The sequence below is a fragment of the Kordiimonas gwangyangensis DSM 19435 = JCM 12864 genome, assembly GCF_000375545.1.
GTDB lineage: Bacteria > Pseudomonadota > Alphaproteobacteria > Sphingomonadales > Kordiimonadaceae > Kordiimonas > Kordiimonas gwangyangensis.
Map to the genome: position 1 here is coordinate 1 of NZ_AQXF01000007.1, position 24,295 is coordinate 24,295.

Below are 24,295 nucleotides of genomic sequence, written 5' to 3' on the forward strand. Positions count from 1 at the left end.
CCGGTCGCGAAGTCGATATAGCGCTTGCCCTCAACGTCCCAGATTTCCGCATTCTCGGCATGCGCGGAGAAGCGCTGGTGCATGCTGCCCACACCGCGCGGCACGGCCTGCTCCCGCCGCGCCCAGAGCTCGGCGTTCGTGGGGGTAATGTTCGTGTCTGCTTCAGCTTGTTTCAGCATTATTCCAGCCCTCCTATCAGGCAATATTTGGTCTCCAGATAATCGTCGATACCGTATTTCGAGCCTTCACGGCCGAGACCGGACTGTTTCACACCGCCAAAGGGCGCAACTTCGGTGGAGATGATGCCCTCATTGATGCCAACCATGCCGTATTCAAGTGCCTCCGCCACGCGAAACACACGACCAAGGTCACGGGCGTAAAAATAGGCGGCAAGGCCATACGGTGTGTCATTGGCAAGGCGGATAACTTCCGCCTCATCCGTGAATTTGAACACCGGTGCGACGGGGCCAAAAATCTCTGCCTGCGCGATGGCCATCTCCGGTGTGATATCGGTCAGGATGGTCGGCTGGTAAAAGCTTTTGCCTGCGCTGTGGCGTGCACCGCCACAGACCACAGTTGCCCCGGCGGCGACCGCGCCTTCCACAAGATCGGCGACCTTGTCGCACCCGGCTTCATTGATCAGCGGGCCAACAGTGACGCCAGCGTCCGCCCCATGACCAACCTTCAGGCTAGCGACTGCCGCTTTGAGTTTAGCGACAAAAGCATCATGCACATCCGCATGTACAAAAAAGCGATTGGCACACACACATGTCTGCCCTGCGTTGCGGTATTTGGATACCATGGCGCCCGCAACCGCTGCATCAAGGTCCGCATCCGGGAACACGATGAAGGGTGCGTTACCGCCCAGCTCAAGGCTCACCTTCTTGATGGTGGAAGCGCACTGCGCCATCAAAATGCGCCCGACAGCCGTTGACCCGGTGAAGGAGAATTTGCGCACCACGGGGTGGGTTGTCAGCACCTTGCCGATGTCAGCGGGGCGCGTGGTCGTGACCACCTTGATCAGCCCTTCAGGCAGTCCGGCATCAAGCGCCAGCTTCTCAAGCGCGAGCGCGGTGAGCGGTGTGGCTTCAGCCGGTTTGATAACCGCGCTGCAGCCCGCCGCCAGCGCAGGCGCAACCTTGCGGGTGATCATGGCCAGCGGGAAGTTCCATGGCGTGATCGCGGCCACAACACCCACAGCCTGCTTCATCACCATGATGCGTTTACCGTGGGCAAAACTCGGGATCATGTCGCCATAAACGCGCTTGCCCTCTTCGGCGAACCATTCGATGAAGCTGGCACCATAGATAACCTCGCCGCGCGCTTCGGCGAGCGGTTTGCCGCACTCGGCGGTGATGATCTCCGCCAGCTCATCCGCATGCGCGATGATCATGCGGTGCCATGCCATCATCAACGCGGCGCGTTCCTTCGCCGTGCGGCGGGACCATGCGTGGAACGTCCGTTCAGCAGCCATAATATGGCTTTCCACCTCGGCCTCATCCATGTCCGCGACGGTCATAAGGGAGGCACCGCTGGCGGGATCAAAAACCTCAAGGCCATCTGCTTTAGTCGCAAAATGCTGTACCAACGGGAAATGTTGGGTCATCGAAACTCTTCCTTACTGTCTGTTGAAAGCAGCGTTATTCGCCGCGTTTCGGGATGGCGAGCGGACCCAGGGTATCGAAATATTCCGCACGGTTTGCGAGGCCTTCGTGCGGGAACCGATGCCCCGCGTCCCGGAAACTTTTAAGCGGCTGGCCAAGGCCCATCAGCCCGCGTTCGCGGCTGCGGCGCACGCGCTCAAGGTCAATCTCTACCGGGATGATTTCCTCAACCTCGCCCGCCTGGTGGATCACTTCGCCCTCTGGCCCCGCGATGACCGAACGGCCATTGGCCTGATCACCCGCGCCGTTGATATCAATCACGTAACACTGTTGCTGCGCGGCGGTTGCGCGCACCATGGCGCACTCCACATCGCGGTCGATCGAGTTGGTGAGCGTGGGGTGCAAAATCACCTCGGCGCCCAGGCTCACAAGCGCGCGGCTGGTCTCCGGGAACCACATGTCATAGCAGATGGAAATGCCAAAGCGCCCCACGCCGGGCACATCAAACACCACAGGTTCCGTCCCGCACTCCACGCCCTTCTCGTAAGGCAGGAAGGGATACATTTTGCGGTAGCGCGCGACTACCTTGCCGTCCGGGCTGTGCACCGTGGTGGTGTTATAAACCTTGCCGTCCTCTTTCTCATAGAGCGAGCCGTTCACCAGCCAGATTCCAAGCTCTGCGGCCAGAGCGCCAAGCCGGTCTTCAGCGGCGGATGGCAGGCTTTCCGCCGAACCGGTCGCCGCACCACAAATGGCAAGCTCGGACAGCATGACCATCTGTACCCAGGGGTAACGCAGCATGGTCTGGCGGATTTTCTTGACCACCAAAGCCTCGTTTCCGCTTGGCGGAAGCGCAAGCTGCAGTCCTGCAATGGCAAAAGGTTTCATATGATTGTCCTTCCCTACTCGGTCACTTCAGCAGCGGTTTGGGGTGATTGGGGTATGGCCTCACCAGCCTGCCCGTCCTTGCGGTCAAGCAGGCGCGCGGGCATGGCCGCCACCGCGAGGCAGAGCACGATGCCGCCAATCGCCAGATTGATCAGCAGCATGTAATTGTCTTCCCCGATCACCAGCGCGGCCACAAAGGGGCCTGACGCCAGCCCCATTTTGGAGAAAAAGCCCGAGAGTGCGGCCATCTGGCCCTTGCCGTCAAAGGCGGCGCACATGCCGAGGAGATAGGGGATGAGGAAGGCCCAGGTGATGCCGGTGATGACATTGGCGGCAAAAAACACCGCGGCATTCGCCGAGAAACGGAACATGGCCATGCCAATGACCGTCAGAGCCAGCCCCAGCAGGAGCGGCTTCCAGCGCCCGTTCCGGAGGCCAATCACATAAACAAACACCGCCCCAGCCACCGATATCCAGTTCGCGAAGCCGAGCGTGGTGCTGATGCTGTCGGTCGTCAGGTCGAAATTCTTACCGAGCTCAATAACATAAGCCGCCAGCCCCATATTGGCGGACTGAAAGAAAAACACCGCAAAAAGCGCGAGGATCAGCGGCTTGAAATACGGGCCAGCACCTTCCTTTTCCGCCTCCATCCGGGTTTTACCACGCACCGGATATGGCGCGAGGAACGGCAGCATAAGGAGCGTAACCGCGCTGAACATGATGAGCGCGATAAAAAGCACCCCGGTGCCAAAGAGCGGCACCAGCTTGGGCAATGTCATCAGCCCCACACCGCCAAGGCCGTATTGCACCACCAGCAGCATGCCAAACGTGCGGTCCGGCGCCGGGGTGCGCGCGATCACCGCGAAACCGATGCCGACGAGGAACCCTCCAATGCTGCCGTGCAGGAAGCGCAGCACAATCAAGGTATTGCCATCGCTTTGCAAGGTGGAGACCATATCCACCGCAATGAGGCCGAGGAGGGCGATGAAAGCGGCGCGTTTCCAGTTCAGGTATTTCACCGCGAAGACTGTGATAAGTGCTCCGAGCGATGCGCCATACACGTTGGCCGAGGCCACATAGCCTGCTGTCGCCTTGTCAAAGCCGAGGCCTTCCACAAGGCCGCTCACAAGCGCAGGCATGATGTTCACGTAGAAAAGCCCAGCCGTTGTCAGGAACGCAAGCAGGACCGGGGCGATATGCCCGTCCGGCGCGGCTGTGGGCAGGCGACGGGTCGTCATGGCATCTCTCCACAAATCGGGGTGACGGCGCTGATCGCCTTGATGGCGTCGGCAAAGGCGTGCACCCCGCCGTCGCTGAAGTAATAATAAACATTCCCGCCCGGCAGCAGCACGACCGTGATGCCCCCAAAGCCTGAGAGGAAGGGCAGCCATGTATCCGCTTTGCAGCCCAAGGCTTCCCGCGCGTTCCAGGCCCAGAAACCGTTTTTGTAGCGCAGTGTCTTGCCGCCTGCCTCCAGGCCGCGGTCAGCGGGGTTGCGCTGAAGGGCGGCGTCCAGCATCGGGCCTTCAAAGGCTGTGCTGCCTGAGGTGAGATAGCTGGCTATGCGGGCGATATCATCTGGCGTGAAGGCCATGCCGTAACCGGTGAAAGGCGCGGCCTCCGGCCCCTTCGTGCGGCGCATGACGGTGAGGAGCGGGCTCAGTCCCATCTCCTGCCACACAGGCAGCAGGTGATCACGGTAATAGTCTGCCCCGTCCCGGGAGAGCACAGCGTTCATGGCGACACCGAGCAGATAGGTATCGGACGTATGGTAAACCCAGCGTTTGCCCGGCTTTGCCTTCCTGACGAAATACTCACAGGAAAAGGTCGTTTTCTCCGCACCCGTGGTAGCCGTGAAGAAAGGCACATAACCCTCGGACGCCTCATCGGCATGGGCAACGCGGCTGTTGTACCGGCCCGTCGTCATGTTGAGAAGATGGCCGAGCGTGACATTGCCCCAATCGGCACAGGCCGGGACAAGGTCCGCCACCTTGCGGTCCACGACGCCGGGTAGCGTGTTTTCAAGTGCCATCAGGCCAAGGCCACCGGCCAGTGATTTCGCCAGCGAATAGGACGGCAGCACCAGACTGTCGCAGTGCGGATAAGCACCCAGCCGGGTCATGCAGCCGCCACTATAATGTGCGCCGTCAAGCACAAGACCGTAGGTGGTCATGTCAGCAGGTGAAATGAGGCTCTCTTGCGAAAGCGCTTTTGCATCAATTGCTTCCGAAAGGCCCACTACCGACCTCAGAGGCAGTTTGCCATGTGCCTGCGGCCCTGCTTCAACATCCCCCGCCTGCCAGTCGGCGCTATAGGCTGCCCAGAAGTTAAACTGGAAATAGGCGCAGGTTTCACTGCCAACCTGCGCGAGCGCGTTTGATGCTTCGCCATTCTCGCCGATGGCGACCAGCAGCACGCCGTTGTGAATGCAGTTGGCGTTTTTCTCCATCAGAGCGAAGGGCAGCGAGATGAAACGGCGGTCACCTTCCGCCCAGACCTTGCCGGGTGTGAAGGTGAGGTCGAAATAAGGGTGCGCCGTCTCTACAAGCCCTTGTTCTGATGGGATAATAGCATTGCCGTCCTGCTTTAGCCCGACACTGATCGCCGGCAGCGTGCGTACGGCATATTCAGGGTTCTCAGCCGCGCCATAGGCGTCCCGTACGAGCTGGAAACCACCGGAAAGGGCGGACATGTCAAGGCTGAGGCGGCCGCTGATGGGTATGTTCGGTGCGGCGGCACCGTCAGGCCGGGCGAAGGCATCAAACGACAGCGCAAGGCTATAGCCTGCCCCATCCGCAAGGAGCGCATCGCGGCGATCGTCCGCAGTCGCAGCACTGGCATTTGCCAGCATCAGGCAAAGCGATATCAACAGCTTCCTCATGCCACCACCTCACCAAGGTCAACACCTGCGTCGCGCAGGCGGCCAATGAGAGGGGCCAGTCCTTCGGCATGTTCGCGCCAGCGCCCGACCGACGACGTGTAGACAGGCTGGCGCACCTGCGCGGCGGAGGCTGTGGCGCTGGCCGAGGTGTTTTTATGGAAGTCGAGCACGCTGTCTTCCCACGCAAGGCCGCAATGGTCGATGATGCGGCGGCTTTCGCCCGCCACATCCATCACCAGGTTTTCATAAGATACATCAAGGATTTGCCCCGGCATGACCTTATGCCAATGCGCCATCAGCTTCCGGTAAGCGATATAATAGTCCGCCAGGTGATCAAGCCGGTAGCTATAGGGATAGCCCATGCGGAACAGGGTTTTATAGATAGCGAAACAGGTATCGAGCGGATGCCGCATCAGATGAATGATCTTCGCCTGCGGCATGGCGGCGGCAATATGGCCGAGATAGAGGAAATTGGCCGGTGTCTTGTCGGTCAGAACCCGTGCCTCAAAACCGCGCCCGCGTGTACTTGCCTTATATTGTTCCGATAACGAAACAAAATCAATTTCCGCTGATTTTTCAATCAGCTCCATGCGGTCAGACACCGGGCCAGAGAGCCTGACGATGGCGCTTGCGAGGTCGGCAATCTCGCCAAGGCCCTCACCTTCGCTGTGGGACGTGATGATACGGTCCACAAGCGTGGTGCCGGTGCGCGGCAGGCCGACGATAAAGACCGGAAAACACGCCCCTTCCCCTGATTGCACACTGTGCGGGATCTGTGCAGACTTTGTACGGAGGGTGTGCATGACATCCGCGCTGAACACCTCAGCAATTTTTGCCATGGTTTTCACGTCGTGGGCCACGTCATAACGCATCATGGAGGCCCGCAGGTTGGCACCACGCACAAGGTGGCCGAAAGACTGTTCCGGCTTGCCGATATCCTCATATTCCTTGGCGAGCGCGTAGAAAAGCTGCACCGCACCCTTGTGGTCAGGAATACCAGCCTTGAGGAGCTGTTCCATGGCGTCGATATGGTTATCGGCCTCTGTCCAGCGCTTGACGGTCGCGCGGTTATAATAAGCGTCATAGTCGGATGGGTTGAGGGCGATCACCCGGTCGAGCATCGCCTGCGCCTCTGGCATACGGCCAAGCGCAATGGCCGCCGTTGCAGCGTTATAGAGGAGCCCGGCGTCATCTGGCGCCAGCACCAATGCCCGCTGGTAGAGGCTGCCTGCCGCGCCAAAAAGGCCAAGCTGTACATAACGTTCCGCAAATGCCTGCAGGATAACCGCATCTGTCGCCCCCAAATCCAAAGCGCCCAGAAGCGCCCGCGCCCGGACAATGTCCCCGGCGCTGATGGCGCTGTCTATTTCTTTAAGGCGGTTAGGCATGGGCTCAGCTTTATATGGCGCGATCATTCTCGGTCCGGGGTGGCGGCACCACCCCGGCGGTTGTCTCAGTCTGCCAAGTTTCTTGTCTAGAAGCGATAGGTCGCGGAAAGACCGAAGGCACGCGGCAGGGCAATCTGCTCCTTGGAGCCGTTGCCATAGTAGCCTTCGCTTGGACGCGTGCCCATATAGGCTTTCTTGAACACGGCGCTGACCCCCTCGGCGTTGAAGATGTTCTTCACCCAGAGCGTGAGGTCAACATTCCCGCGCGTGAGCGTCATGGAACCATTGAAGATGCCGTAACCCGGCAAGGTGCGATCAAACTTCGGCGACGTGCCAATGGCGTTCCGTGTCGACGACTGCACATAGCCGTCAAGGCGCGAGGTGAGCGTGAGTGTATCGCTGATCTCATAGGTATGGTCGAGCGCCACGTTGAACATGTGCCGCGGCGAACCGGGCAGCCGTGCGCCGTCTTCCGCGATGAGCGCACCGGTTGGCGAGAAGAAGTCCTCACTCAACTCCGCATCGGCAAAGGCATAGCCGACGGTATAGTGCAAGGTCTCGCTCAGGTAACCGTCAAGCTCGACTTCCACACCCTTTGTGGTCGCCTTCGAGCCGTTTTGTACCGCGAAGAAGCCCCAGTTGGGGGTTGAGGTATTGAGCTGCGGGTCCGACCAGTCAACATAGAAGAGGCTGACCGTATAACGCGTGCTGCCGCGCATGCCCTTGATGCCAAGCTCGAAGTTATCCACTGTGTCGGCATCATAAGTCAGCCAGCCCGCATCTTCGGCATAATAGCCGGTGGTGGGTACACCGTTTGCGCCGCCGCGGCGGTAGCCTTGCGACCATGTGCCGTAGACGAGGTTGTCGTCATCCAGATGGTAGGTCAGGTTCGCCTTGAAGAGCATCTTATCCTCTTCGGTCTCGAAGGTGGATTCAAGCTCTGGGAACAGTCCGGTCCAGAACGGCAGCGCCATGAAGGTATCGGATGTGCTCTCGTTCTTGAAATAGCGTGCGCCAACGGTGACGTCGATCTTGTCACTGAACGCGTAGGTCAGCTCGCCATAGGCGGCTTTCTGTTTGAAATTCTCATCGAGGATATAGTGGAAATCCTGATCGCCCGTGATCCACGACACGTCATAACCATAGAGCGCATCCACATAGGCCTTGGCGCCCACAAGGAAGCTTTCCTGGGTCGCGAGGCGGTCCTGGTCCTGATAGTAGAGGCCAAAGACATATTGGAGCGGACCGTCAGAGTTGGAGACGAGGCGAAGCTCCTCAATAAAGGCTTTGTCTTCATAGGTGCGGGCCGCTGTCGCCATCGGGCGCGGGTAGTTATAGTACCACGCCAGCCAGCCGTTCTGGGCGTAGAAGCCGGTGTTTTCGCTGATGCTTGAGCCTTCATGCTCATAATAGGAAGTGGAGGATGTGAGCGTGGCGAAACCGAGGTCGATGGTCGCCTCAAGTGCGCCCATTTCCACGTCGCTATCCGCCGGTTCAAGCTGGACGGAGCCCACTTCATATTTGCCGTATTCATTGCCGAAGCCGTCGCGGCCCACGGTTTGCGCACGCCGGCCGCCCATGTCGTCCGACTGGCGGGTGTAGGTGGCGGTCACGTCAAAACTGTCGCTTGGTTTCCAGCGCAGGCTGGCACGACCGAACCAGACATCATAGGTGTCCGCATCTTCAACAGACTTAAAGGACGCCGTGGGGTCCAGAATGCCGTTTGGCGCAACGGGCACGCCGTTCGCGTCCAACTCATAGACATTCACATAATCCGTGAGGCCGGGGTAATCCATGCGTGTACCGGCAAAGCGGAAAGCCAGCGTGTCGCCAAGCGGCACGTTGGCCACAAGGTCCGTCGCCCAACCGAGGCTCTCGGACCCCTTCACGCTGCTGAGGGACGCAGACACATGGCCTGAAAAGCCATCAAAGTCCGGCTTGCGGGTGATATAGCGCACCGTGCCGCCCAGCGCGCCGGAGCCATAGAGCGTACCCTGCGGGCCGCGCAGCACCTCAACCCGCTCAAGATCCTTGATCAGGAGGTTGGCGAACATCGGCGTGTCATTAAGGTAAGTGGATACTGTGGCCGCCGCACTGGTGGCATAATCACCCAGCGCAGAGCCGTCCACATTCAGGCCGCGAATGCGGATGCTATTCACCGCACCCGCGTTCCGTGGCCCGCGGTCGACAATCGCAACACCGGAGACAGAGCGCAGCAGCTCCGCCGAATCAAGCATCTTGGCATCCTCGATCCGCGCGCCGGACACGGCGGAGATATTATAGGGGATGTCCTGGATACGCTCGGCACGGCGGCTGGCGGTGACGACGATTTCTTCTAGCGCTATATCGCTCGCCTCGCTGTCCTGCGCGATCGCAGGCAATGCCATCAGCCCCGAAAGGGCTGTGGACGACAGCAAAGTGAAGGTTGAAAGTTTCCCGATAGCCGACATGGCTACTCCTCCCATATTTAATTGATTAAAAAAAATATGGCAGGCTATTTTTTTATAGTCAACTAAAATAATATCTTCAACTAACAGTAATCACCAGACAATCCGGCGCGGGAATTTTCAGCCTTCGCGCACGTAAGGTCCCACGATAATGGCCACATCACGGGCGATGGCAGCGTGCAACTCATCCACCGTCATGGCCTTGAGGTAGACATAGTTGAGGAAATGAATGCGCTCCATACGGGTGAGGAGGAAGGCGAGTTCATGGGTGTCGAGCACACTGTCGATCTGGCCACGCGCCTGATAGGCCTTGAGCACAGATTCGATCGCGGCACCCAGCCCGCCAGCGATGGTGGAAAGATAGCGCGGTGCCACCTCAGGGTCGGGCGAGGTAGCGACAAAGGCAACCACATGGCCCCACAGTTCCCGCGAAAGGGCAGAGAGCGTATCGTTGACGTTGGAGCGGATCACCTTGGCAACCAGGTCAACCGGCGCATGGTTTGCTGCCTGCTGGCTGAAGTTCGGCAGCGCTTCCTCAATACCCTCTTCGCCGCGCGCCACCAGCGCGAGCAACAGGTCACCCTTGGTGCCATAGTAGTTGTAGACAGTGGGGGCGGAGACAACGGCCCGGGCGGCAATCTCCTCAATCGTGGTGTCTGCAAAACCCTTCTCGACAAACAGTTCGCTCGCCGCTTTTTCAATCAGCGCGCGCCGCTGCGCCTTCTGTTTTTCGCGCAAACCCGCCATGTCCGGCCCTTCTCTGGATATTTAATTTTTTAATTCACAGATATTTTTATAGTCATGTAAATTATTTTTGCAATCCTGAAGGCATCAAATGGTGACAAGGGATTAAAGCGGCCGACTTGACCAACCTCATGCCTTGCAGCTCAGCAACAACAGCAGCCCCAAAACACGAAAGGCGCCACGGTTGGCGCCTTCTTATGAGTTAATCCGATCTACAACAGACCAGCCTTTATCAGTATTCTATTATTCGCCAACCGCTTCCGGCATCTGGCCACCCTCAATCGCATGAAGGTAGACATCCAGGAGGCTTTCCTGTTCCTGCCGCTCGGCCTGGTCCATTTTACGGACCGCGATCACCTTGCGCATGATCTTGGTGTCGAACCCTACCGCCTTGGCACCCGCGTAGACTTCCTTGATATCTTCTGCGATGCCCTTTTTCTCTTCTTCAAGACGCTCGATCCGCTCGATGAAGGAGCGCAGCTGTTCGCCTGCGACACCGCCTGCTTGTACTTGTACCATTATTCACTCCCTGTCTTACTGGCACCCTTGGGGCCACAACACTCTTACACAGCCCGCCATGGGCCCAATATCCGGGCGCGCACTTTAGCCGCGTGCGCGCTCCCGTTCAACGCATGATTTTGGCGAGAAATTGCTCCTGCCGTTGCGTCTCAGCTGTGGAGCAGCTTTTTGAAATAGGCGATGGTTTCCTTCAGCCCATCATCCAATTTCACTTTTGGCTGCCAGCCGAGTGTGTCACGCGCCTTCGTAAGGTCGGGACGGCGCTGCATCGGGTCATCCTGAGGTAGCGGACGGAATTCTATTTTCGAGCTACTGCCCGAGAGCGCGATCACTTTTTCCGCCAGTTCCAGCATCGTGAACTCGCCATCGTTACCAAGGTTGATAGGACCGGTGACACTGTCATCCGTGTCCATCAGGCGGGTGATCGCCTCCACGAGGTCGTCCACATAACAGAAGGAGCGGGTCTGGGTGCCGTCGCCATAGATTGTCAGCGGCCGCCCTTCAAGCGCCTGCACGATGAAGTTTGACACCACCCGCCCATCATTCGGGTGCATGTTAGGGCCATAGGTGTTGAAAATACGCCCCACTTTAATGCGCAGCTTATGCTGCCGGTGATAGTCGAAAAACAGGGTTTCTGCGCAGCGCTTGCCCTCGTCATAACACGAGCGCGGGCCAATGGGGTTTACGTTGCCCCAGTATTCTTCCGTTTGTGGATGAATTTCAGGATCACCATATACTTCGCTGGTGGACGCCTGGAAAATCTTCACCCCCAAGCGCTTGGCAAGCCCCAGCATATTGATGGCGCCGTGCACACTGGTCTTGGTCGTCTGTACCGGATCTGTCTGGTAGTGGATCGGCGAGGCCGGGCACGCCAGATTATAGATGGCATCAGCTTCAACATAGAGCTGCATACACACGTCGTGGCGCAGCGTTTCAAAAAAGGGATTTTCAAGCAGCGGCAGGATATTCTCCCGGCTGCCGGTGAAATAATTGTCGATACAGATGACCGACTTCCCCTGATCCAACAGCTTCCGACACAGATGCGAGCCGATAAAGCCCGCGCCGCCTGTTACAACGACCTGATCCCTCAGTTTTTTCATTATCACAGTCCCTATCAGCGACCTGTTGTCGCCCGCAGTATTTTCGTTCCCTGCCTATGACAAACTGCCTCGCGCGGCAATCAAAAAGCGGCGACCTTACTCAGCGCGCGCGATCTTGTTTTTCGCGACACTGATTTCCATGCGGCGCATCTGCTCGTCAGTGGCCGGGAGCTGATGCTGTTCCTTATAGTCTTCATAAGGCATGCCATAGATGGTCTCGCGTGCCTGCGATTTGGAGACACTTACCCCCTCCGCTTCCGCAGCTTCCATATACCACTCGGACAGGCAGTTCCGACAAAAGCCACCATAGCCCATCAAGTCGATGTTCTGCACGTCACTGCGCTGGCGAAGGTGTTCTACAAGGCGGCGGAACACGGCGGCTTCAATTTTTTCCTCAGGTGTCGACATCTCTTTATTCTCCCTACTCAGTAATGGCGGATCGCGGCGATATCTGGCCGGTTCATGCATTCATCCAGAATATCGGCGAGCAGCGCTGCCCATTCCGTTGTCATGGCGTCGGTGGCGAGCAAATCCTGTCGCACCTCGATGGTGGTTTGCGGCAGGCCATGATCGGCGCCGTGGCGCTGCATAGTATAATAAAGATCGCGTCCCGAATAAGGCAGATTGTCGCCCACCACGAGATCGGTCTCACGCTCCAGCATGCCGATCATCGCCTGCGCGAGGCGCGGGTCCCTGTTCCACAAGAAACCAGCATGCCATGGCCGCTTCTCGCCGCCCATCTCAGGCGTGAAGCTGTGCATGCCCACAACAAGCGGCACCTTGCCTGCCTTGAGGTGTGCCTCCACAAGGCCTGCGCAGGCATCATGGAACGGGGTGTAATAAGCATCCTTGCGCGCCTTTATCGCCGCTGGGCCAAGATCGCGGTTCGCGGGGATTTGCACACCGTCGCTCAAAGGCGGGATCAAGGTTTTGTGGTCAGGCTCGCGGTTGCAGTCAAGCAGCAGGCGCGACACGGGCGCAAGCACACCGGCAACCCCCATCATCTCACAAATCTTGCGGGTCACATCGGCCGCGCCAATGTCCCAGGCGATATGCTCATTGAAATGCCCAGGCGCGAGGCCAAGGTTTTCATATTCCGGCGGCACAAAATTGCTCGCATGATCGCAAAGCACAATCACGCCGCCAAGTTTGTCGCCATTCAGAATTTCGGGTTTCAGGATTTGGCTCTGGACAGTTGAATCAATCATGGGCTACACCGGACACGCACGTGAAGCTTTGGTTTCAAAGCGAAAAATGCTGGACCTCGGCGAACCGATCTAGCAGCATGTGCCGTGAAAACGAACGGCCTGACCCTAATGCAAGCGCCCGTCAAGTCAACAATTCATCCTATTCGCTCCATATTCTTCAGGAGGCACCTGTTATGACGTCCGATATCGTTTCCACTGGACGGCGCCGCAAAACCCGCATTGTCGCGACCCTCGGTCCGGCAAGCTCGAGCTATGAACGCATCAAGGAACTTTTCATCGCAGGCGTTGACGTATTCCGCCTGAACATGAGCCACGGCGAACACAAGGACAAGGAAGCACTGGTACACACCATCCGCGCTGTGGAGCGCGAGTGCGGCCGTCCGATCGCCATTCTGGCTGACCTTCAGGGACCCAAGCTGCGCATCGGCCTGTTTGAAAACGGCAAGGTAACGCTGACCGAAGGCCAGCTGTTCCAGCTCGATCTGGTGAACGAGGCGGGAAACAATGAGCGTGTACACCTGCCGCACAAAGAAATTTTCGACGCACTTGAAGTTGGCACCCACATTCTTCTGGATGACGGCAAGATCCGCCTTGAAGTGGAAACCGTTGAGGCTTCCAAAGCGCGCTGCCGCGTGATCGTGGGTGGTGTGCTTTCAGACCGCAAGGGCGTGAACGTACCAAACGCTGTGCTGCCGCTCGCAGCCCTCACCGACAAGGACCGCCGCGACCTCACCTTCGCACTGCAGTGCGGTGTGGACTGGATCGCGCTTTCCTTCGTGCAGCGCGCCGCAGACGTGGCCGAGGCCAAAAAGCTCGTCGGCAAAAAAGCTGCCGTGATGGCAAAGATCGAGAAGCCTGCCGCTGTTGTCGCGCTTGATGAAATTATCGAGCTTGCTGACGGTGTGATGGTGGCCCGTGGTGACCTCGGCGTTGAAGAGCCGGTCGAGAATGTACCGGGTATTCAGAAGCAGATCGTACGCGCCGCACGCCAGGCCGGCAAGCCAGTGGTCGTCGCGACCCAGATGCTCGAATCGATGATCAAATCCCCGGTGCCAACCCGCGCCGAAGTATCTGACGTTGCAACCGCCGTGATGGACGGGGCGGACGCGGTGATGCTTTCCGCGGAATCGGCCGTCGGCGACTATCCGGTGGAAGCCGTTCAGGTGATGGACCGCGTGGCCAACCGGGTAGAGCACGAGCCTGGCTATCACATGCAGTCAGGCGCTGAACACGGGGCATCCGGCGCCACGACCGAGGACGCGATCACGGCTGCGGCCCGTCAGGTTGCACGCACTGTGGGCGCGAAGGCCATCGTGACCTTCACCACCTCTGGCGCGACCGCTCTGCGCGCAGCGCGGGAGCGCCCTGAGGCGGAAATCTTGACCCTCACGCCCCGCCTTGCCGTCGCCCGCCGCCTTGCCATCGTGTGGGGCATGCGCACGGTCAAGACCAAGGACGTCACCAGCTTTGAAGAGATGGTGGGCAAATCCAAGCGCATGGCGCTGCGCGCGGGTGTGGTGAAAGCCGGTGACCGCATCGTGGTTACGGCTGGCGTGCCGTTCGGCACACCGGGCGCCACCAACGTGCTCCATATTGCTTGGATCAGCGGTAGCGAACTCGCTTGAGCTTGAAAATAGATTGAGGATGGCTGGCAGCTTCAACTGCCGGCCTTTCCTATTTCCTGAAAATGCCCGATGCAACGCGTTCGAGCGCTGCATCCCGATCCTCAAGCTTCATGATGGCCAGATTTTCCTGCATGTCATGCCATGTCATGCGACTGATGCTCTCGTGTGAATTCATCAGCGGCGCAAAATCCGGGCGCGGTTGGCGCCATACGGCGGTCTGGCCCTTGCCCTGATTAATCGTGACATAGGAGAGCGTGGGGAAAAAGTCATGGATCGCGAATATCAGCTTATAGATATCGCCGTTCCAGCCGCCGCCAACGTGGCCTGCAGCTTCTTTTTGCCGCTCCGCCTCACGTCCATCTGGCAGGGCAGAGTATGGGTCCTTCGGCACGGTATCATCAATCAGGATCACTGACCGTGCATGTGTGTGCGGCAGAACCGCGCAGAAGTCCCTGAAGGTCTGCTCGTAAGTATGGAGGCCATCAAGGAACACCAGGTCATATTGCCGCTCGCCGATGTGATGGGCGAAATACTCATCAGACGGCATCTGGTAATAGCATGTATTTCGATCTTCAAACTCGCTTGGGTCAAACAGGAAGTTGGGATCAACCGCGTGTTTGGTTTTCACCCTGACATTACGAAAAGTCTTGCCCGCTAATACACCGATCTCAAGGTAGGTTTTGGCGCCCATGGTCTTTGCGAGCCAGTTCAGCCGACGGACAGTACCGCTGTCCCCCAAGTTCTTCATGGATTTCCCTGCCCGGCGACCTTTCGCTGCGGCACCAAGTTTCTGTAACAACGCCACTACCTCATATACCTAAAAACAAGAATGCCCTGCCCGCAGGCACCTAGTACAGATACCCTCTCGCGCGCAAGTCTGCGGCCAGTTTTGCGGGCTCTGTAAAATGATGGCCGATCATGCCAAGCTGCTCTGCCGCGCGTACGTTATCAATGCGGTCATCGATATAAACCGTGCGCTCCGGGTCGAGCGCAAAACGGTCAATCGCGATCTGATAGATTCGCGGGTCGGGTTTCACAAGCTTCTCTTCACCCGAAACCACCACACCACCGAAAAGGTCCGTGAAGGCATAGCCCCGGCAAAAGGAGGGCCATTTCTCCGCTGAAAAATTGGTAAGGCCATAGGTGGACACCCCCTGCTCTGCGAGCTGCTCCAGCACCTCTACTGTACCGGTATAGGTAATGCCAATGGTCTCGTCCCAGCGCTCATCAAATGCGCGGATGAGGTCTTCGTATTCGGGGTAGCGGGCAGCGAGGAGTGCCACACCTTCTGCAAACGGGCGGCCGCGGTCATGCTCTGTGTGCCATTCAAGCGTCACCACATCACGCAGGAAGGTTTCCAGCTCACGAGAATCACTAATCAGCTTGCTATAGAGATTGCGCGGGTCCCACTCGACAAACACATTGCCGATATCAAAAAGAACCGCTTTCGAGCGCTCGGTCATACTTCCCCCATACGATTTAGCCGCGCAACTCTACAGAAGAGTGCGCGGCTAAATCAACAACGATTAGGCTATAAGCCGGGTGGCTTAGCCTTGACGTGCTTTGAAGCGACGTTGCGTCTTGTTGATGACGTAGATGCGGCCTTTGCGGCGAATCACACGGCAATCACGGTGACGGCTTTTCAACGACTTCAAGCTGTTACGAATTTTCATGGCTCGTCTCACTACAAACCGGCTTAAAAACTTTTCCCCTGCCACGCCAGCCGGCGCCTTGGCACACAGGGTGGGAACGACGAATCCGTCATTCCTCGAATCCATTGGCGGCGGAACATACTGACGAGGGGGGTATGTGTCAATAGCAAGAGGCCAACTTTAAAGCCTTTTCGTGACGATAAATGGTTAGCCCTAAAAATGGGGGCGCCCCCCATGCCCGGTGGGACGCCCCTAATTGCCCCTGTTGGATAGCAGGGGTAGTCCGCTCACGCCTGCGCGTCAGTGTTTATATACTACCAAAACGGGACAGTCTTGTCATGGGAATAAAACGTCAAAAGTCCTGACCTAGTGAGGGACGACATGTGACAAGGTAAAGTCGTCCGGCGCAGATTTTCGCCATTCTAGGTCAGTACTTTGAACTAAAATGCTTGAGTCCCGGCGCTTTTCTGCTGCACACGCCGCAGACACCTGCTTCATTAGGTCATCCTGTCCCTCATCGGGAATGCCTGCGCATCCATACCGTCATCGGGGCGGGGCGCCGGAATGTTCAAAAAGCGAGAATCGCCCTGCGTCTTGTCCCGCTTCGCCATTGACCGGCGGGGGCCTAGCCTGTAGCAAGACTAGCAAGGTCACGTCAGCGAAAAGGGAGCCTGCAAGCATGCTTATTTCAAGCCAGTTCGACAGCGGCAATATCGAGGTCATCAAGGCGGACGATCCTGCCGATATCCGCCTCAATATCCGCAAGGACAGCAATTCCGATTTTTACCAGTGGTTCCATTTCCGCCTCTCTGGCGTTGAGGATGTGCCCTGCAAGCTGACGATCGAGAACGCAGGCGGCGCCGCCTATGTGAAGGGCTGGGAAAACTACCGTGTTTGTGTGTCCTATGACCGCGAAACATGGTTCCGTGTGGACACAAGCTTTGACGGCCAGACCGTGAGCTGGGAAATCACCCCGGAGCAGGACAGCCTGTATTTCGCCTATTTCACCCCCTACTCCATGGAGCGTCACGCCGACCTCATCGCCGAAATTTCGGGCTCGCCGCTCGTGCGCACCAGCGTGCTTGGCCACACCCTTGACGGGCAGGACATGGACCTCGTGGAAATCGGCTTTGGCCCCGAAGGCCGCAAGAAAATCTGGATGTGTGCACGCCAGCACCCCGGCGAGACCATGGCAGAATGGTGGATGGAAGGCGCGCTCGATTACCTGCTGGACGAAGACAACCCCGTTGCCCGCGCCCTGCTCGACAAAGCACACTTCTACATCGTGCCAAACATGAACCCGGATGGGTCACGCCGCGGCAACCTGCGCACAAACGCAGCTGGCGCCAACCTGAACCGGGAATGGAACTGCGCGACGATGGACCGGAGCCCCGAGGTTTACCTCGTGCGCGAAAAGATGCACGAGACCGGTGTGGACTTCCACCTGGACGTACACGGTGACGAGGCACTGCCCTACAACTTCATCGCGGGCTTTGAAGGCATCAAGTCGCTGACTGAGCGTCAGACCGAACTTTACACCATGTTCCAGGACCTCCTCTGTGTTGTCAGCCCGGACTTCCAGAAAGAACACGGCTATGACACGGACGAGCCCGGCACTGCCAACCTCGCCATGTGCACCAATTATATGGCCGAGACATTCGGCTGTGTAGCCATGACGCTTGAGATGCCGTTCAAGGACAACGATGACCTGCCGGACCTTGAATATGGCTGGTCACCGGAACGCTGCCGCCACCTTGGCCGCGCCTGCATCGATACGCTCGCGCAGATGATCGACGAACTATAAGGTCCAGCCTTCAAACAGAAAGGGCGCAGCCATGATGGCCGCGCCCTTTTTTTTGGTCTCAAATGCTCGGGTGCTTAGATGAACATGTCCGCGCTGTAAGCGAAGGTCATGTCAGCTTTGGCGCCGAGAATGCCGAGCGAGAGGCCTTCAGGTGCCGTGCCGCCCGCGAGATAGTCAATGTCGTCATCGCCATCGAGCAGGAACAGCTGACCTTCACCGGGGCCGAGGTCGCGGTTGTGGTTATTGCCGGCTTTGATTGAGACCGCGAGCAGGTCATAGTCCGCCAGGTCGTTGTCATTCAGGAACACATCAAGGTCCACATCATCAAGGTCCGTCACGCCTGACCAGCCGTCGATTTTCACCTTAAGGATGCCACCCTCGTCATCCTGCAGATAGAGCACGACGTTGGAGATATCATGGTCAGCAAGGCCCTTCTTGTTGGCAAACGTACCGAAGTGCTCACCAGCGTCCACATCGCGCGTCACATCGCCACCCATGCCTTCAATGGTGATTTCAACATAAGCATCAGCGAAACCGCCATGGCCGTCCGACACCTGATAGCTGAAGCCGTCGGTCGCAAACTCGCCCGTATTCAGGCTATCGAAGGCGCCGTTCGGGTCATAGGAATAGCTACCGTCAGCTGCGAGTGTGAGGAGCGCGCCCGACGGCAACACAATGGTTTGGCCAACCGCAAAGGTATCCCCGTTCACACTGTATACTGACAGAGTGTCCGAGAGGTCCGGGTCTGTGTCGTTCGCGAGCACTGAACCAGACACCACACTCTCTTCGGTCGTGTTAGCTGCATCATCAGCCGCGTCAGGCGTGTCGTTCACACCTTCAACCGTGAAGGACAGAGTTGCGGTGTCCGAGCCACCATTGCCGTCACTCACGGTATAGGTGATGGAACCCTCAAAGGTTTCGCCTTCTGCAAGCCAGTCTGCCCCTTCACTGTCGAGCGTGTAGGTGCCGTCTGCAGCAACCTCGATGATAATACCCGGTGCCAATTCCATGGACGCACCCACATTCTGCGCGTCGCCGTCTACCGCAATCACCGTAAGGCCGTCAGCCACACCGTTGCCGTCAGTGTCACCCGCATCAAGGTCGATGTCGTTTGTGAACAGATTGCCGGTGCTGATGCTGTCTTCGGACGCCACGATGGCATCATCTTGAGCATCAACCGGATAGGGCGTGTCGCCATACAGTTTGTCCGAGTCTTCACGGCCGCCATCAGCGGACGAGACCGAGGTCTGGCGCACAGCGATATGCTCAAGCGCAATATCGTCAATCGTCAGCGCACGCAGGGAAGAGGACATCACAAAGGTGGTCGACTGAATATCGTCTGTGCTCATACCAGATGTGCCAAACTCGATACCGATTTCAGAGGCTGCATCCGGGATACCGGCTGTAGTGACACCGCCACCAAGGTTGCTCACGCTGCCGGACTGCACCACTTGCGTGATGTCCGCGCCCTCAAAGGAGAATGAACCAAGGAGGCTGTTGTCTGCCACATCCAGGAACAGGCCGCGCAGGTCACCGATGAGACCATCCGCGTCAGCGTCGTTCGAGAGGGTGAACTTGAGGCTACCGTCGGCCTGCTCAACAATCGTCACCGTGACAGGAGCTTTGCCGTCGTTGCCGGTCTGGGTATCAAGAACAAAAGTAACTGTACGCATTTTGAACCTCCATTAGGGGATATGGTGCTTCAGGGAGGTAGTCGGGTCGTGATGGCCATGGTTGGCGGCACGAAGCTCTTACGCTCTGTAAGCTTGCAACAGAGATTGCAGCCTATGTGCCAGTTTTACACAAAGTAAAAACTGTTTATTTTCAAATATTTATGCTCCTGTTCAATTAGATTATCGCAAATTGCGATGTTGCATTGTCGCAAATTTAGATAAAATTTGATGTATTTTGCGACATCCTTGCCATCAGCGCAGGCTATAACTTTAATTCTGATTGACCTTCCCATCGAAAAGCAGGATACGATTTTCGAACCAACACACTGGGAAGGGGATTTCCAACATGAACGCACTGTCCACGCATTTCCTGCGGGCAGCGACCATCTATGCTGTCATTGGTATGGCGCTTGGCAACTACATGGGCGCCTCGGGCGACCATAGCCAAATGCCAACACACGCACACCTCTTGCTGCTTGGCTGGGTATCCATGGCGATTTACGGGCTGTTCTATCGCGGCCTGCCGTCGGAGCCGGCGAGCAAGCTGATGGTGGCGCACAAATGGCTCGCGCATATTTCGCTCATCGCGCTGACATGTGGGTTGGCAGCCATGTTTGCAGGTCACTATGCGGTTGAGCCTGTTGTGGGCCTCGCGTCGATCATTGCCTTAATCAATATGGCGATTTTCTCGGTCATCGTCTTCAAGGCGACCAAGGCATAAAGTGAGGGGCGCCAAAGGCGCCCCATCCGTTCAATCGTCAAAGCTGATCAGGCTGACCACATGGTCGCAGTGTGCTTTCACCCGCGCACTGCCGCCAAGGCCTGGCAGGTCGACAATAAAGCCGCACCCAACCACGTCGCCGCCCTGTCGTTCAATCAGCGACAGCGCCGCCTCGGCGGTGCCGCCTGTCGCGATCAGGTCATCAATCAGCAGGATGCGGTCGCCCGCGCCAAACGCATCCAGATGCATCTCCAACGTCGCATCACCATATTCCAGCGTATAGGTTTCGCTGACGGTCTGGTGCGGCAGCTTGCCTTCTTTCCTGATGGGCACAAAGCCCGCACCCAGCCGGTGCGCAACCGCACCACCAAGGATAAAGCCCCGCGCCTCAATACCCGCAACCTTCTGCACGCGGTCGTTCTTGAACGCGGCCACAAGGGCATCAACGGTATGCTTGAATGCGGCGGGATTGCCAAACAGAGTGGTGACGTCACGAAAGGCGATCCCGTCTTTCGGAAAATCCGGGACCGTTCGAATATAGGACTTCAAGTCCTTCATATGGAAAACCCTCTCCCCAAAGGTTGGTTCAGGTGTCCATTTTATGACGGTAAAGGCTTTTGAACAAGATGTCACAAAAGGCCCCGACCACAGAGGGTCGGGCACCTTGAAATGACTTGAAACCAGCGTCTCTGTTGCGGTCAGCGGACGTCGAAATACCGCCGCGTACGATTGGAAAATGCCACCAGCGACAGCATGACCGGCACCTCGACAAGGACCCCCACCACCGTGGCAAGCGCCGCGCCGGAATGCAGACCAAACAGGCTGATTGCCACGGCAACTGCAAGTTCAAAAAAGTTCGACGTGCCGATAAGCGCCGCTGGCGCCGCCGTTGAGAACGGGACCCGCCACAGATATGCCCAGCCGTAGGCGACGACAAAAATGCCATAGCTTTGGATAAGAAGCGGCACGGCAATAAGCGCAATAACAAGCGGTTTGTCCAGAATGACCGTCGCCTGAAACCCAAAGAGCAGCACGACAGTCGCGAGGAGCCCCATCACAGAATATGGTTTCACCGCAGCCGTAAAATCAGCGATACGAGCGTGGTCGCCATGGTCGTCAAGGCGCCTCCGGGTCAGGTAGCCGGCCCCAAGCGGGATAACCACATAGAGAAGCACAGAAAGCAGCAATGTCTGCCAGGGCACCACAATGTCCGTTACACCCAGCAACAGTGCGGCCAGCGGCGCAAACGCCACCACCATGATGAGGTCGTTGATCGACACCTGCACCAGCGTGTAGTTCGCGTCGCCCTTGACCAACTGGCTCCAGACAAACACCATCGCGGTGCAGGGCGCGACACCGAGAAGGATCATGCCTGCGATATATTCCTTCGCGGTCTCGGGCGCGACAAGGCCAGCAAACACATGCTCGAAGAACAGCACGCCAAGCGCCGCCATCGAGAAAGGCTTCACAAGCCAATTGACCACAAGCGTGATGCAAAGCCCCTTGGGCTTCTTGCCCACATCGCGGAGCGAGGCAAAGTCCACATTGACCATCATCGGATAGATCATGACCCAGATAAAGACGGCCACCACAAGGTTGACGCTCGCGTATTCAAGCGCCGCTATCGCCTGAAACACGGCGGGAAAAACCGCACCAAGCCCAACACCGGCCACGATACAAAGCCCAACCCAAACCGACAGGTATCGGTCAAAAAGGCCCATGCCCCCCGATTCCGCCTCACTCATAAAAGCTCATCCTCTATCCGTTTCTTCAGCATGGCAAAGGCCTCGTCAAACGCGGCGGCGATCTCTTCGTCGCTGCCGGTTGCCTTGGCCGGATCCGGCGTACTCCAGTGCAGCTTCTTCGGCGCCCCTTTGAAAATCGGGCATGTCTCACCGGCAGCCTGATCGCAGACGGTAATAACATAATCAAACTGCTTATGTGCAAACTCATCCCATGATTTGCTGCGTGCCTCAGGCGTAGGAACGCCGTGACGCCTAAGCGTCTCAAGCGATTTAGGGTGCACATAGCCCGCAGGATCGCTACCCGCACTAACCGCATGATAGCGTCCGCCCCCAAGGTGATTGACCAGCGCCTCCCCCATGATGGACCGGCATGAGTTGCCGGTACACAGGATCAGAACATTTGACGGCGATTTTGCACCCATGCGCATATTCCCATTTCAGGTTTAAACCTATAGCTTGGCTAAAGCATTTTCATGAACAGATGACAAGTCTGTTACACGGACGGTCAGTTCGCATTTGGGGACAGTATGGGAAATTCGCCGCAGGAATGGCTGGACATTGTGCAAGGGCTCGCGAACGATCCAGTCGCTATTCTTGCTGCCATTGCGCTCCTCTCGCTTGTGGCGGACAGTGCTGCGGTTATCGTCGCGGGACTACTGGTGGCACAGGGAGTTATTCCCCTTGCCATTACGGCGGCTGTTCTGCCCCTGGCACTGTTGGCGGGCGACTGCGCGATTTATATAGTTGGGTATCTTGCACGAGAGAACGAATGGCTTGAACGCCACATCCCACAAACCAAGGTGAAGGCCTTGCATGGCTGGCTGGAGCCGCGGCAGCTACCAGTGCTTGCCGTTGCACGGCTGCTGCCCGGAAGTCGTAGCGTTATATTCCTCGGATTCGGCTATTTCCGCCTGCCCCCCGCAAAATTTGCGGTCGCAAACGCAATATCGGGGACCGTATGGTCGTGGATACTGATGGGCATGGTCGTTGCCTCGGCGGAATATTTCGCCACTGAGGGCGCAGGGGCGAGCTTTATTGCCGGAATCGGCGCCGCCGCGGTTCTTCTTGTCCCCGCCTATTTTTTGGCCATGCGCAGTAAATACTACCCGCCGCGAAAGCCATGAACGGCTCAGTTGGCTGCGCTGCGGCGAACCGAAATCTGGTTGCCCTTCAGCACGCGACAAATGCGCTGAGCCGAGGTTTTGCCGTAGCCTGCCTTATGAATAAGGCCAAGGAGCTCCCGCAGGTCACCGCGCTCAAGAATGGCGCGTACTTCGCCAAGGGTCGCGCCAGCTTCTACCGCAAGCGCGCTACCAAGGAACTGGAAGCTGCCACGCTCCACCATCTCAAGGGTCAGTGCTTCGGAGAGGCGGCCCTCGCGTTTCATGTCCACAACATAACCATGAACCTGCGCGGGACCCGCTTTCGCGATCTGCTTCCACAGGGTTTCATTCTGCGTTTTGAAAACAATTTCCGCCACCACCTGCTTGGGCAGGGAATAATTTGCGAGCAGGATGCGCTTATATTCTTCCGCCACGAGGCCAATGATACGCTCCACAACCGGAAGCGTGAGATCGTCACGGCGGCTCAACTCCTGCATGACCATGTCGCTGGTCGCGAAGCGGTCTACTGTCTTTTTGCTGGCTTGTTCGCTCAGTTTAATTTCGCGGTTCGCGATAACACGAGCCACCGTTTCTTCGTTCGCATTGGCGACAAGGGCAAACACCGTTTGCTCACCAAGGTCATGACGACGGGCGAGATATTGATGTGCGTGTTTCTCGAGGTGCGGGATGAGGCCAGCCCATTCGCCATCAGAGAAAACCTGCGTCGCTTCAATGAACGGACCTGCAACACTTTCGATATCGCTGGCGATACGCGCCGCGAGATCATAGGGGATATTCTTGCACATGCGCAGCTCAAAGGACAAAGTCTCGCGCACCTGAATGCTCAGGTCTTGCGCAAGCGCACGCGCTATATTGGTGACGGCTTCATGATCGTCATGCTCATGGTCTGATGACGCGAGAAAACGGGAAACGCGTTTGGCCAAAACCACTTTTTCTAAGCGGTCCGCGTTTACAAGGTTGCCAAGGGCCAGTTTCATCACTTCGTGACTCCAAATAATACATACTTCGCCATTCGAGCGGCATACATTGTGGCACCACAAGTCTTAGGAATTGTTCAACTAACCGATAAAATTTGCTTTAATTTGCCGCTGACACCCCAGCGTTTCTGCGAAAAATAAAAGGCCGCCCGGAAATTTTTCGGCGGCCTTTGTTAATTTCGTTTAGAACGCGCA

The 24,295-nt window shown here is 57.5% G+C and carries 23 protein-coding genes and 1 pseudogene; 4 read left to right on the forward strand and 20 right to left on the reverse strand.

The window, feature by feature from the left end:
• The 12 genes and pseudogenes from B150_RS23650 to B150_RS21815 all read right to left on the reverse strand — a co-directional run.
• Window positions 1-179, reverse strand: a pseudogene (locus tag B150_RS23650) (4-aminobutyrate--2-oxoglutarate transaminase); the annotation flags it as partial.
• Window positions 179-1,606 carry an NAD-dependent succinate-semialdehyde dehydrogenase gene (locus B150_RS0117830; RefSeq protein WP_020401312.1) on the reverse strand — a complete coding sequence of 476 codons (1,428 nt, stop codon included), beginning with the start codon at window positions 1,604-1,606 and terminating at the stop codon, window positions 179-181. The gene B150_RS0117830 and the pseudogene B150_RS23650, both read right to left, overlap by 1 nt.
• A gap of 34 nt (window positions 1,607-1,640) precedes the next feature.
• A complete protein-coding gene (locus tag B150_RS0117835; RefSeq protein ID WP_020401313.1) occupies window positions 1,641-2,492 on the reverse strand; it encodes a carbon-nitrogen hydrolase family protein in 852 nt (283 codons plus the stop codon).
• A gap of 14 nt (window positions 2,493-2,506) precedes the next feature.
• On the reverse strand, window positions 2,507-3,730 hold the full coding sequence (locus tag B150_RS0117840) for an MFS transporter (RefSeq protein ID WP_020401314.1): 1,224 nt from the start codon (window positions 3,728-3,730) through the stop codon (window positions 2,507-2,509).
• Entirely contained in the window at window positions 3,727-5,373 is a 1,647-nt protein-coding gene (locus B150_RS0117845) for a serine hydrolase (RefSeq protein WP_155860132.1), read from the reverse strand. Before B150_RS0117845 ends, B150_RS0117840 begins: the two co-directional genes overlap by 4 nt.
• On the reverse strand, window positions 5,370-6,788 hold the full coding sequence (locus tag B150_RS21805) for a tetratricopeptide repeat-containing sulfotransferase family protein (RefSeq protein WP_020401316.1): 1,419 nt from the start codon (window positions 6,786-6,788) through the stop codon (window positions 5,370-5,372). The genes B150_RS0117845 and B150_RS21805 overlap by 4 nt, the downstream gene beginning before the upstream one ends.
• A 59-nt stretch (window positions 6,789-6,847) precedes the next feature.
• Window positions 6,848-9,211, reverse strand: coding sequence for a TonB-dependent receptor (locus B150_RS0117855; RefSeq protein ID WP_020401317.1), 2,364 nt, complete (start codon window positions 9,209-9,211; stop codon window positions 6,848-6,850).
• Between the two features lie 117 nt (window positions 9,212-9,328).
• Window positions 9,329-9,955, reverse strand: coding sequence for a TetR/AcrR family transcriptional regulator (locus tag B150_RS22745; RefSeq protein WP_020401318.1), 627 nt, complete (start codon window positions 9,953-9,955; stop codon window positions 9,329-9,331).
• A 240-nt stretch (window positions 9,956-10,195) separates the two neighbouring features.
• Window positions 10,196-10,471, reverse strand: coding sequence for a DUF2312 domain-containing protein (locus B150_RS0117865; RefSeq protein WP_020401319.1), 276 nt, complete (start codon window positions 10,469-10,471; stop codon window positions 10,196-10,198).
• A gap of 149 nt (window positions 10,472-10,620) precedes the next feature.
• Window positions 10,621-11,571, reverse strand: a complete 951-nt coding sequence (locus tag B150_RS0117870; protein ID WP_020401320.1) for a UDP-glucuronic acid decarboxylase family protein — start codon at window positions 11,569-11,571, stop codon at window positions 10,621-10,623.
• 96 nt (window positions 11,572-11,667) lie between these two features.
• Entirely contained in the window at window positions 11,668-11,979 is a 312-nt protein-coding gene (locus B150_RS0117875; protein ID WP_020401321.1) for a DUF1244 domain-containing protein, read from the reverse strand.
• A gap of 17 nt (window positions 11,980-11,996) precedes the next feature.
• The gene (locus tag B150_RS21815; RefSeq protein WP_020401322.1) at window positions 11,997-12,779 is read right to left on the reverse strand and encodes an N-formylglutamate amidohydrolase; all 783 of its coding nucleotides are present in this window, start codon (window positions 12,777-12,779) and stop codon (window positions 11,997-11,999) included.
• A gap of 173 nt (window positions 12,780-12,952) precedes the next feature.
• On the opposite strand from B150_RS21815, the gene pyk reads away from it, so the two are divergent.
• On the forward strand, window positions 12,953-14,404 hold the full coding sequence (gene pyk, locus B150_RS0117885; RefSeq protein ID WP_020401323.1) for a pyruvate kinase: 1,452 nt from the start codon (window positions 12,953-12,955) through the stop codon (window positions 14,402-14,404).
• A 49-nt stretch (window positions 14,405-14,453) separates the two neighbouring features.
• Here pyk and B150_RS0117890 read toward each other — a convergent pair whose 3' ends face one another.
• The 3 genes from B150_RS0117890 to ykgO all read right to left on the reverse strand — a co-directional run bounded on the left by B150_RS0117890 (window position 14,454) and on the right by ykgO (window position 16,077).
• The gene (locus B150_RS0117890; protein ID WP_020401324.1) at window positions 14,454-15,152 is read right to left on the reverse strand and encodes a class I SAM-dependent methyltransferase; all 699 of its coding nucleotides are present in this window, start codon (window positions 15,150-15,152) and stop codon (window positions 14,454-14,456) included.
• Window positions 15,153-15,252: 100 nt separating this feature from the next.
• Window positions 15,253-15,867, reverse strand: a complete 615-nt coding sequence (locus B150_RS0117895; RefSeq protein WP_020401325.1) for an HAD family hydrolase — start codon at window positions 15,865-15,867, stop codon at window positions 15,253-15,255.
• Window positions 15,868-15,951: 84 nt separating this feature from the next.
• Window positions 15,952-16,077: a type B 50S ribosomal protein L36 gene (gene ykgO, locus B150_RS0117900; protein WP_020401326.1), complete on the reverse strand. Its 126-nt coding sequence runs from the start codon at window positions 16,075-16,077 to the stop codon at window positions 15,952-15,954.
• Between the two features lie 658 nt (window positions 16,078-16,735).
• Between ykgO and B150_RS0117910 the strand changes: the two genes are divergently transcribed.
• Window positions 16,736-17,860 carry a M14 family metallopeptidase gene (locus B150_RS0117910; protein ID WP_020401328.1) on the forward strand — a complete coding sequence of 375 codons (1,125 nt, stop codon included), beginning with the start codon at window positions 16,736-16,738 and terminating at the stop codon, window positions 17,858-17,860.
• Window positions 17,861-17,934: 74 nt separating this feature from the next.
• Here B150_RS0117910 and B150_RS0117915 read toward each other — a convergent pair whose 3' ends face one another.
• Entirely contained in the window at window positions 17,935-19,533 is a 1,599-nt protein-coding gene (locus B150_RS0117915; RefSeq protein WP_020401329.1) for an Ig-like domain-containing protein, read from the reverse strand.
• A 346-nt stretch (window positions 19,534-19,879) separates the two neighbouring features.
• Here B150_RS0117915 and B150_RS0117920 point away from each other — a divergent pair, with 346 nt between their 5' ends.
• Complete coding sequence (locus tag B150_RS0117920; RefSeq protein ID WP_020401330.1) at window positions 19,880-20,254, forward strand: hypothetical protein; 375 nt, start codon at window positions 19,880-19,882, stop codon at window positions 20,252-20,254.
• Between the two features lie 30 nt (window positions 20,255-20,284).
• On the opposite strand, the gene B150_RS0117925 is transcribed toward B150_RS0117920, so the two are convergent.
• From B150_RS0117925 to B150_RS0117935, 3 genes are all read right to left on the reverse strand, one after another.
• Complete coding sequence (locus tag B150_RS0117925; RefSeq protein WP_020401331.1) at window positions 20,285-20,812, reverse strand: adenine phosphoribosyltransferase; 528 nt, start codon at window positions 20,810-20,812, stop codon at window positions 20,285-20,287.
• 140 nt (window positions 20,813-20,952) lie between these two features.
• Window positions 20,953-21,999, reverse strand: coding sequence for an ACR3 family arsenite efflux transporter (gene arsB / locus B150_RS0117930; protein ID WP_020401332.1), 1,047 nt, complete (start codon window positions 21,997-21,999; stop codon window positions 20,953-20,955).
• Window positions 21,996-22,421, reverse strand: coding sequence for an arsenate reductase ArsC (locus B150_RS0117935; protein WP_020401333.1), 426 nt, complete (start codon window positions 22,419-22,421; stop codon window positions 21,996-21,998). The genes arsB and B150_RS0117935 overlap by 4 nt, the downstream gene beginning before the upstream one ends.
• Before the next feature lie 105 nt (window positions 22,422-22,526).
• On the opposite strand from B150_RS0117935, the gene B150_RS0117940 reads away from it, so the two are divergent.
• Entirely contained in the window at window positions 22,527-23,123 is a 597-nt protein-coding gene (locus B150_RS0117940; RefSeq protein ID WP_020401334.1) for a DedA family protein, read from the forward strand.
• A gap of 5 nt (window positions 23,124-23,128) precedes the next feature.
• Here the strand turns inward: B150_RS0117940 and B150_RS0117945 are convergent, their stop codons facing one another.
• Complete coding sequence (locus tag B150_RS0117945; protein WP_020401335.1) at window positions 23,129-24,100, reverse strand: DUF2336 domain-containing protein; 972 nt, start codon at window positions 24,098-24,100, stop codon at window positions 23,129-23,131.
• Between the last annotated feature and the right edge of the window lie 195 nt (window positions 24,101-24,295).

What these genes read in the sequence shown, in the direction of transcription:
- B150_RS0117830 (WP_020401312.1), bottom strand. Translation starts at nt 1,606, where the DNA reads ATGACCCAACATTTCCCGTTGGTACAGCATTTTGCGACTAAAGCAGAT.
- B150_RS21805 (WP_020401316.1), bottom strand. Translation starts at nt 6,788, where the DNA reads ATGATCGCGCCATATAAAGCTGAGCCCATGCCTAACCGCCTTAAAGAA.
- B150_RS0117940 (WP_020401334.1), top strand. Translation starts at nt 22,527, where the DNA reads ATGGGAAATTCGCCGCAGGAATGGCTGGACATTGTGCAAGGGCTCGCG.
- pyk (WP_020401323.1), top strand. Translation starts at nt 12,953, where the DNA reads ATGACGTCCGATATCGTTTCCACTGGACGGCGCCGCAAAACCCGCATT.
- B150_RS0117840 (WP_020401314.1), bottom strand. Translation starts at nt 3,730, where the DNA reads ATGACGACCCGTCGCCTGCCCACAGCCGCGCCGGACGGGCATATCGCC.
- arsB (WP_020401332.1), bottom strand. Translation starts at nt 21,999, where the DNA reads ATGAGTGAGGCGGAATCGGGGGGCATGGGCCTTTTTGACCGATACCTG.
- B150_RS0117895 (WP_020401325.1), bottom strand. Translation starts at nt 15,867, where the DNA reads ATGACCGAGCGCTCGAAAGCGGTTCTTTTTGATATCGGCAATGTGTTT.
- B150_RS0117890 (WP_020401324.1), bottom strand. Translation starts at nt 15,152, where the DNA reads ATGAAGAACTTGGGGGACAGCGGTACTGTCCGTCGGCTGAACTGGCTC.
- B150_RS0117945 (WP_020401335.1), bottom strand. Translation starts at nt 24,100, where the DNA reads ATGAAACTGGCCCTTGGCAACCTTGTAAACGCGGACCGCTTAGAAAAA.
- B150_RS22745 (WP_020401318.1), bottom strand. Translation starts at nt 9,955, where the DNA reads ATGGCGGGTTTGCGCGAAAAACAGAAGGCGCAGCGGCGCGCGCTGATT.
- B150_RS0117915 (WP_020401329.1), bottom strand. Translation starts at nt 19,533, where the DNA reads ATGCGTACAGTTACTTTTGTTCTTGATACCCAGACCGGCAACGACGGC.
- B150_RS0117920 (WP_020401330.1), top strand. Translation starts at nt 19,880, where the DNA reads ATGAACGCACTGTCCACGCATTTCCTGCGGGCAGCGACCATCTATGCT.
- B150_RS0117870 (WP_020401320.1), bottom strand. Translation starts at nt 11,571, where the DNA reads ATGAAAAAACTGAGGGATCAGGTCGTTGTAACAGGCGGCGCGGGCTTT.
- ykgO (WP_020401326.1), bottom strand. Translation starts at nt 16,077, where the DNA reads ATGAAAATTCGTAACAGCTTGAAGTCGTTGAAAAGCCGTCACCGTGAT.
- B150_RS0117910 (WP_020401328.1), top strand. Translation starts at nt 16,736, where the DNA reads ATGCTTATTTCAAGCCAGTTCGACAGCGGCAATATCGAGGTCATCAAG.
- B150_RS0117925 (WP_020401331.1), bottom strand. Translation starts at nt 20,812, where the DNA reads ATGAAGGACTTGAAGTCCTATATTCGAACGGTCCCGGATTTTCCGAAA.
- B150_RS0117855 (WP_020401317.1), bottom strand. Translation starts at nt 9,211, where the DNA reads ATGTCGGCTATCGGGAAACTTTCAACCTTCACTTTGCTGTCGTCCACA.
- B150_RS0117835 (WP_020401313.1), bottom strand. Translation starts at nt 2,492, where the DNA reads ATGAAACCTTTTGCCATTGCAGGACTGCAGCTTGCGCTTCCGCCAAGC.
- B150_RS0117935 (WP_020401333.1), bottom strand. Translation starts at nt 22,421, where the DNA reads ATGGGTGCAAAATCGCCGTCAAATGTTCTGATCCTGTGTACCGGCAAC.
- B150_RS0117865 (WP_020401319.1), bottom strand. Translation starts at nt 10,471, where the DNA reads ATGGTACAAGTACAAGCAGGCGGTGTCGCAGGCGAACAGCTGCGCTCC.
- B150_RS0117845 (WP_155860132.1), bottom strand. Translation starts at nt 5,373, where the DNA reads ATGAGGAAGCTGTTGATATCGCTTTGCCTGATGCTGGCAAATGCCAGT.
- B150_RS21815 (WP_020401322.1), bottom strand. Translation starts at nt 12,779, where the DNA reads ATGATTGATTCAACTGTCCAGAGCCAAATCCTGAAACCCGAAATTCTG.
- B150_RS0117875 (WP_020401321.1), bottom strand. Translation starts at nt 11,979, where the DNA reads ATGTCGACACCTGAGGAAAAAATTGAAGCCGCCGTGTTCCGCCGCCTT.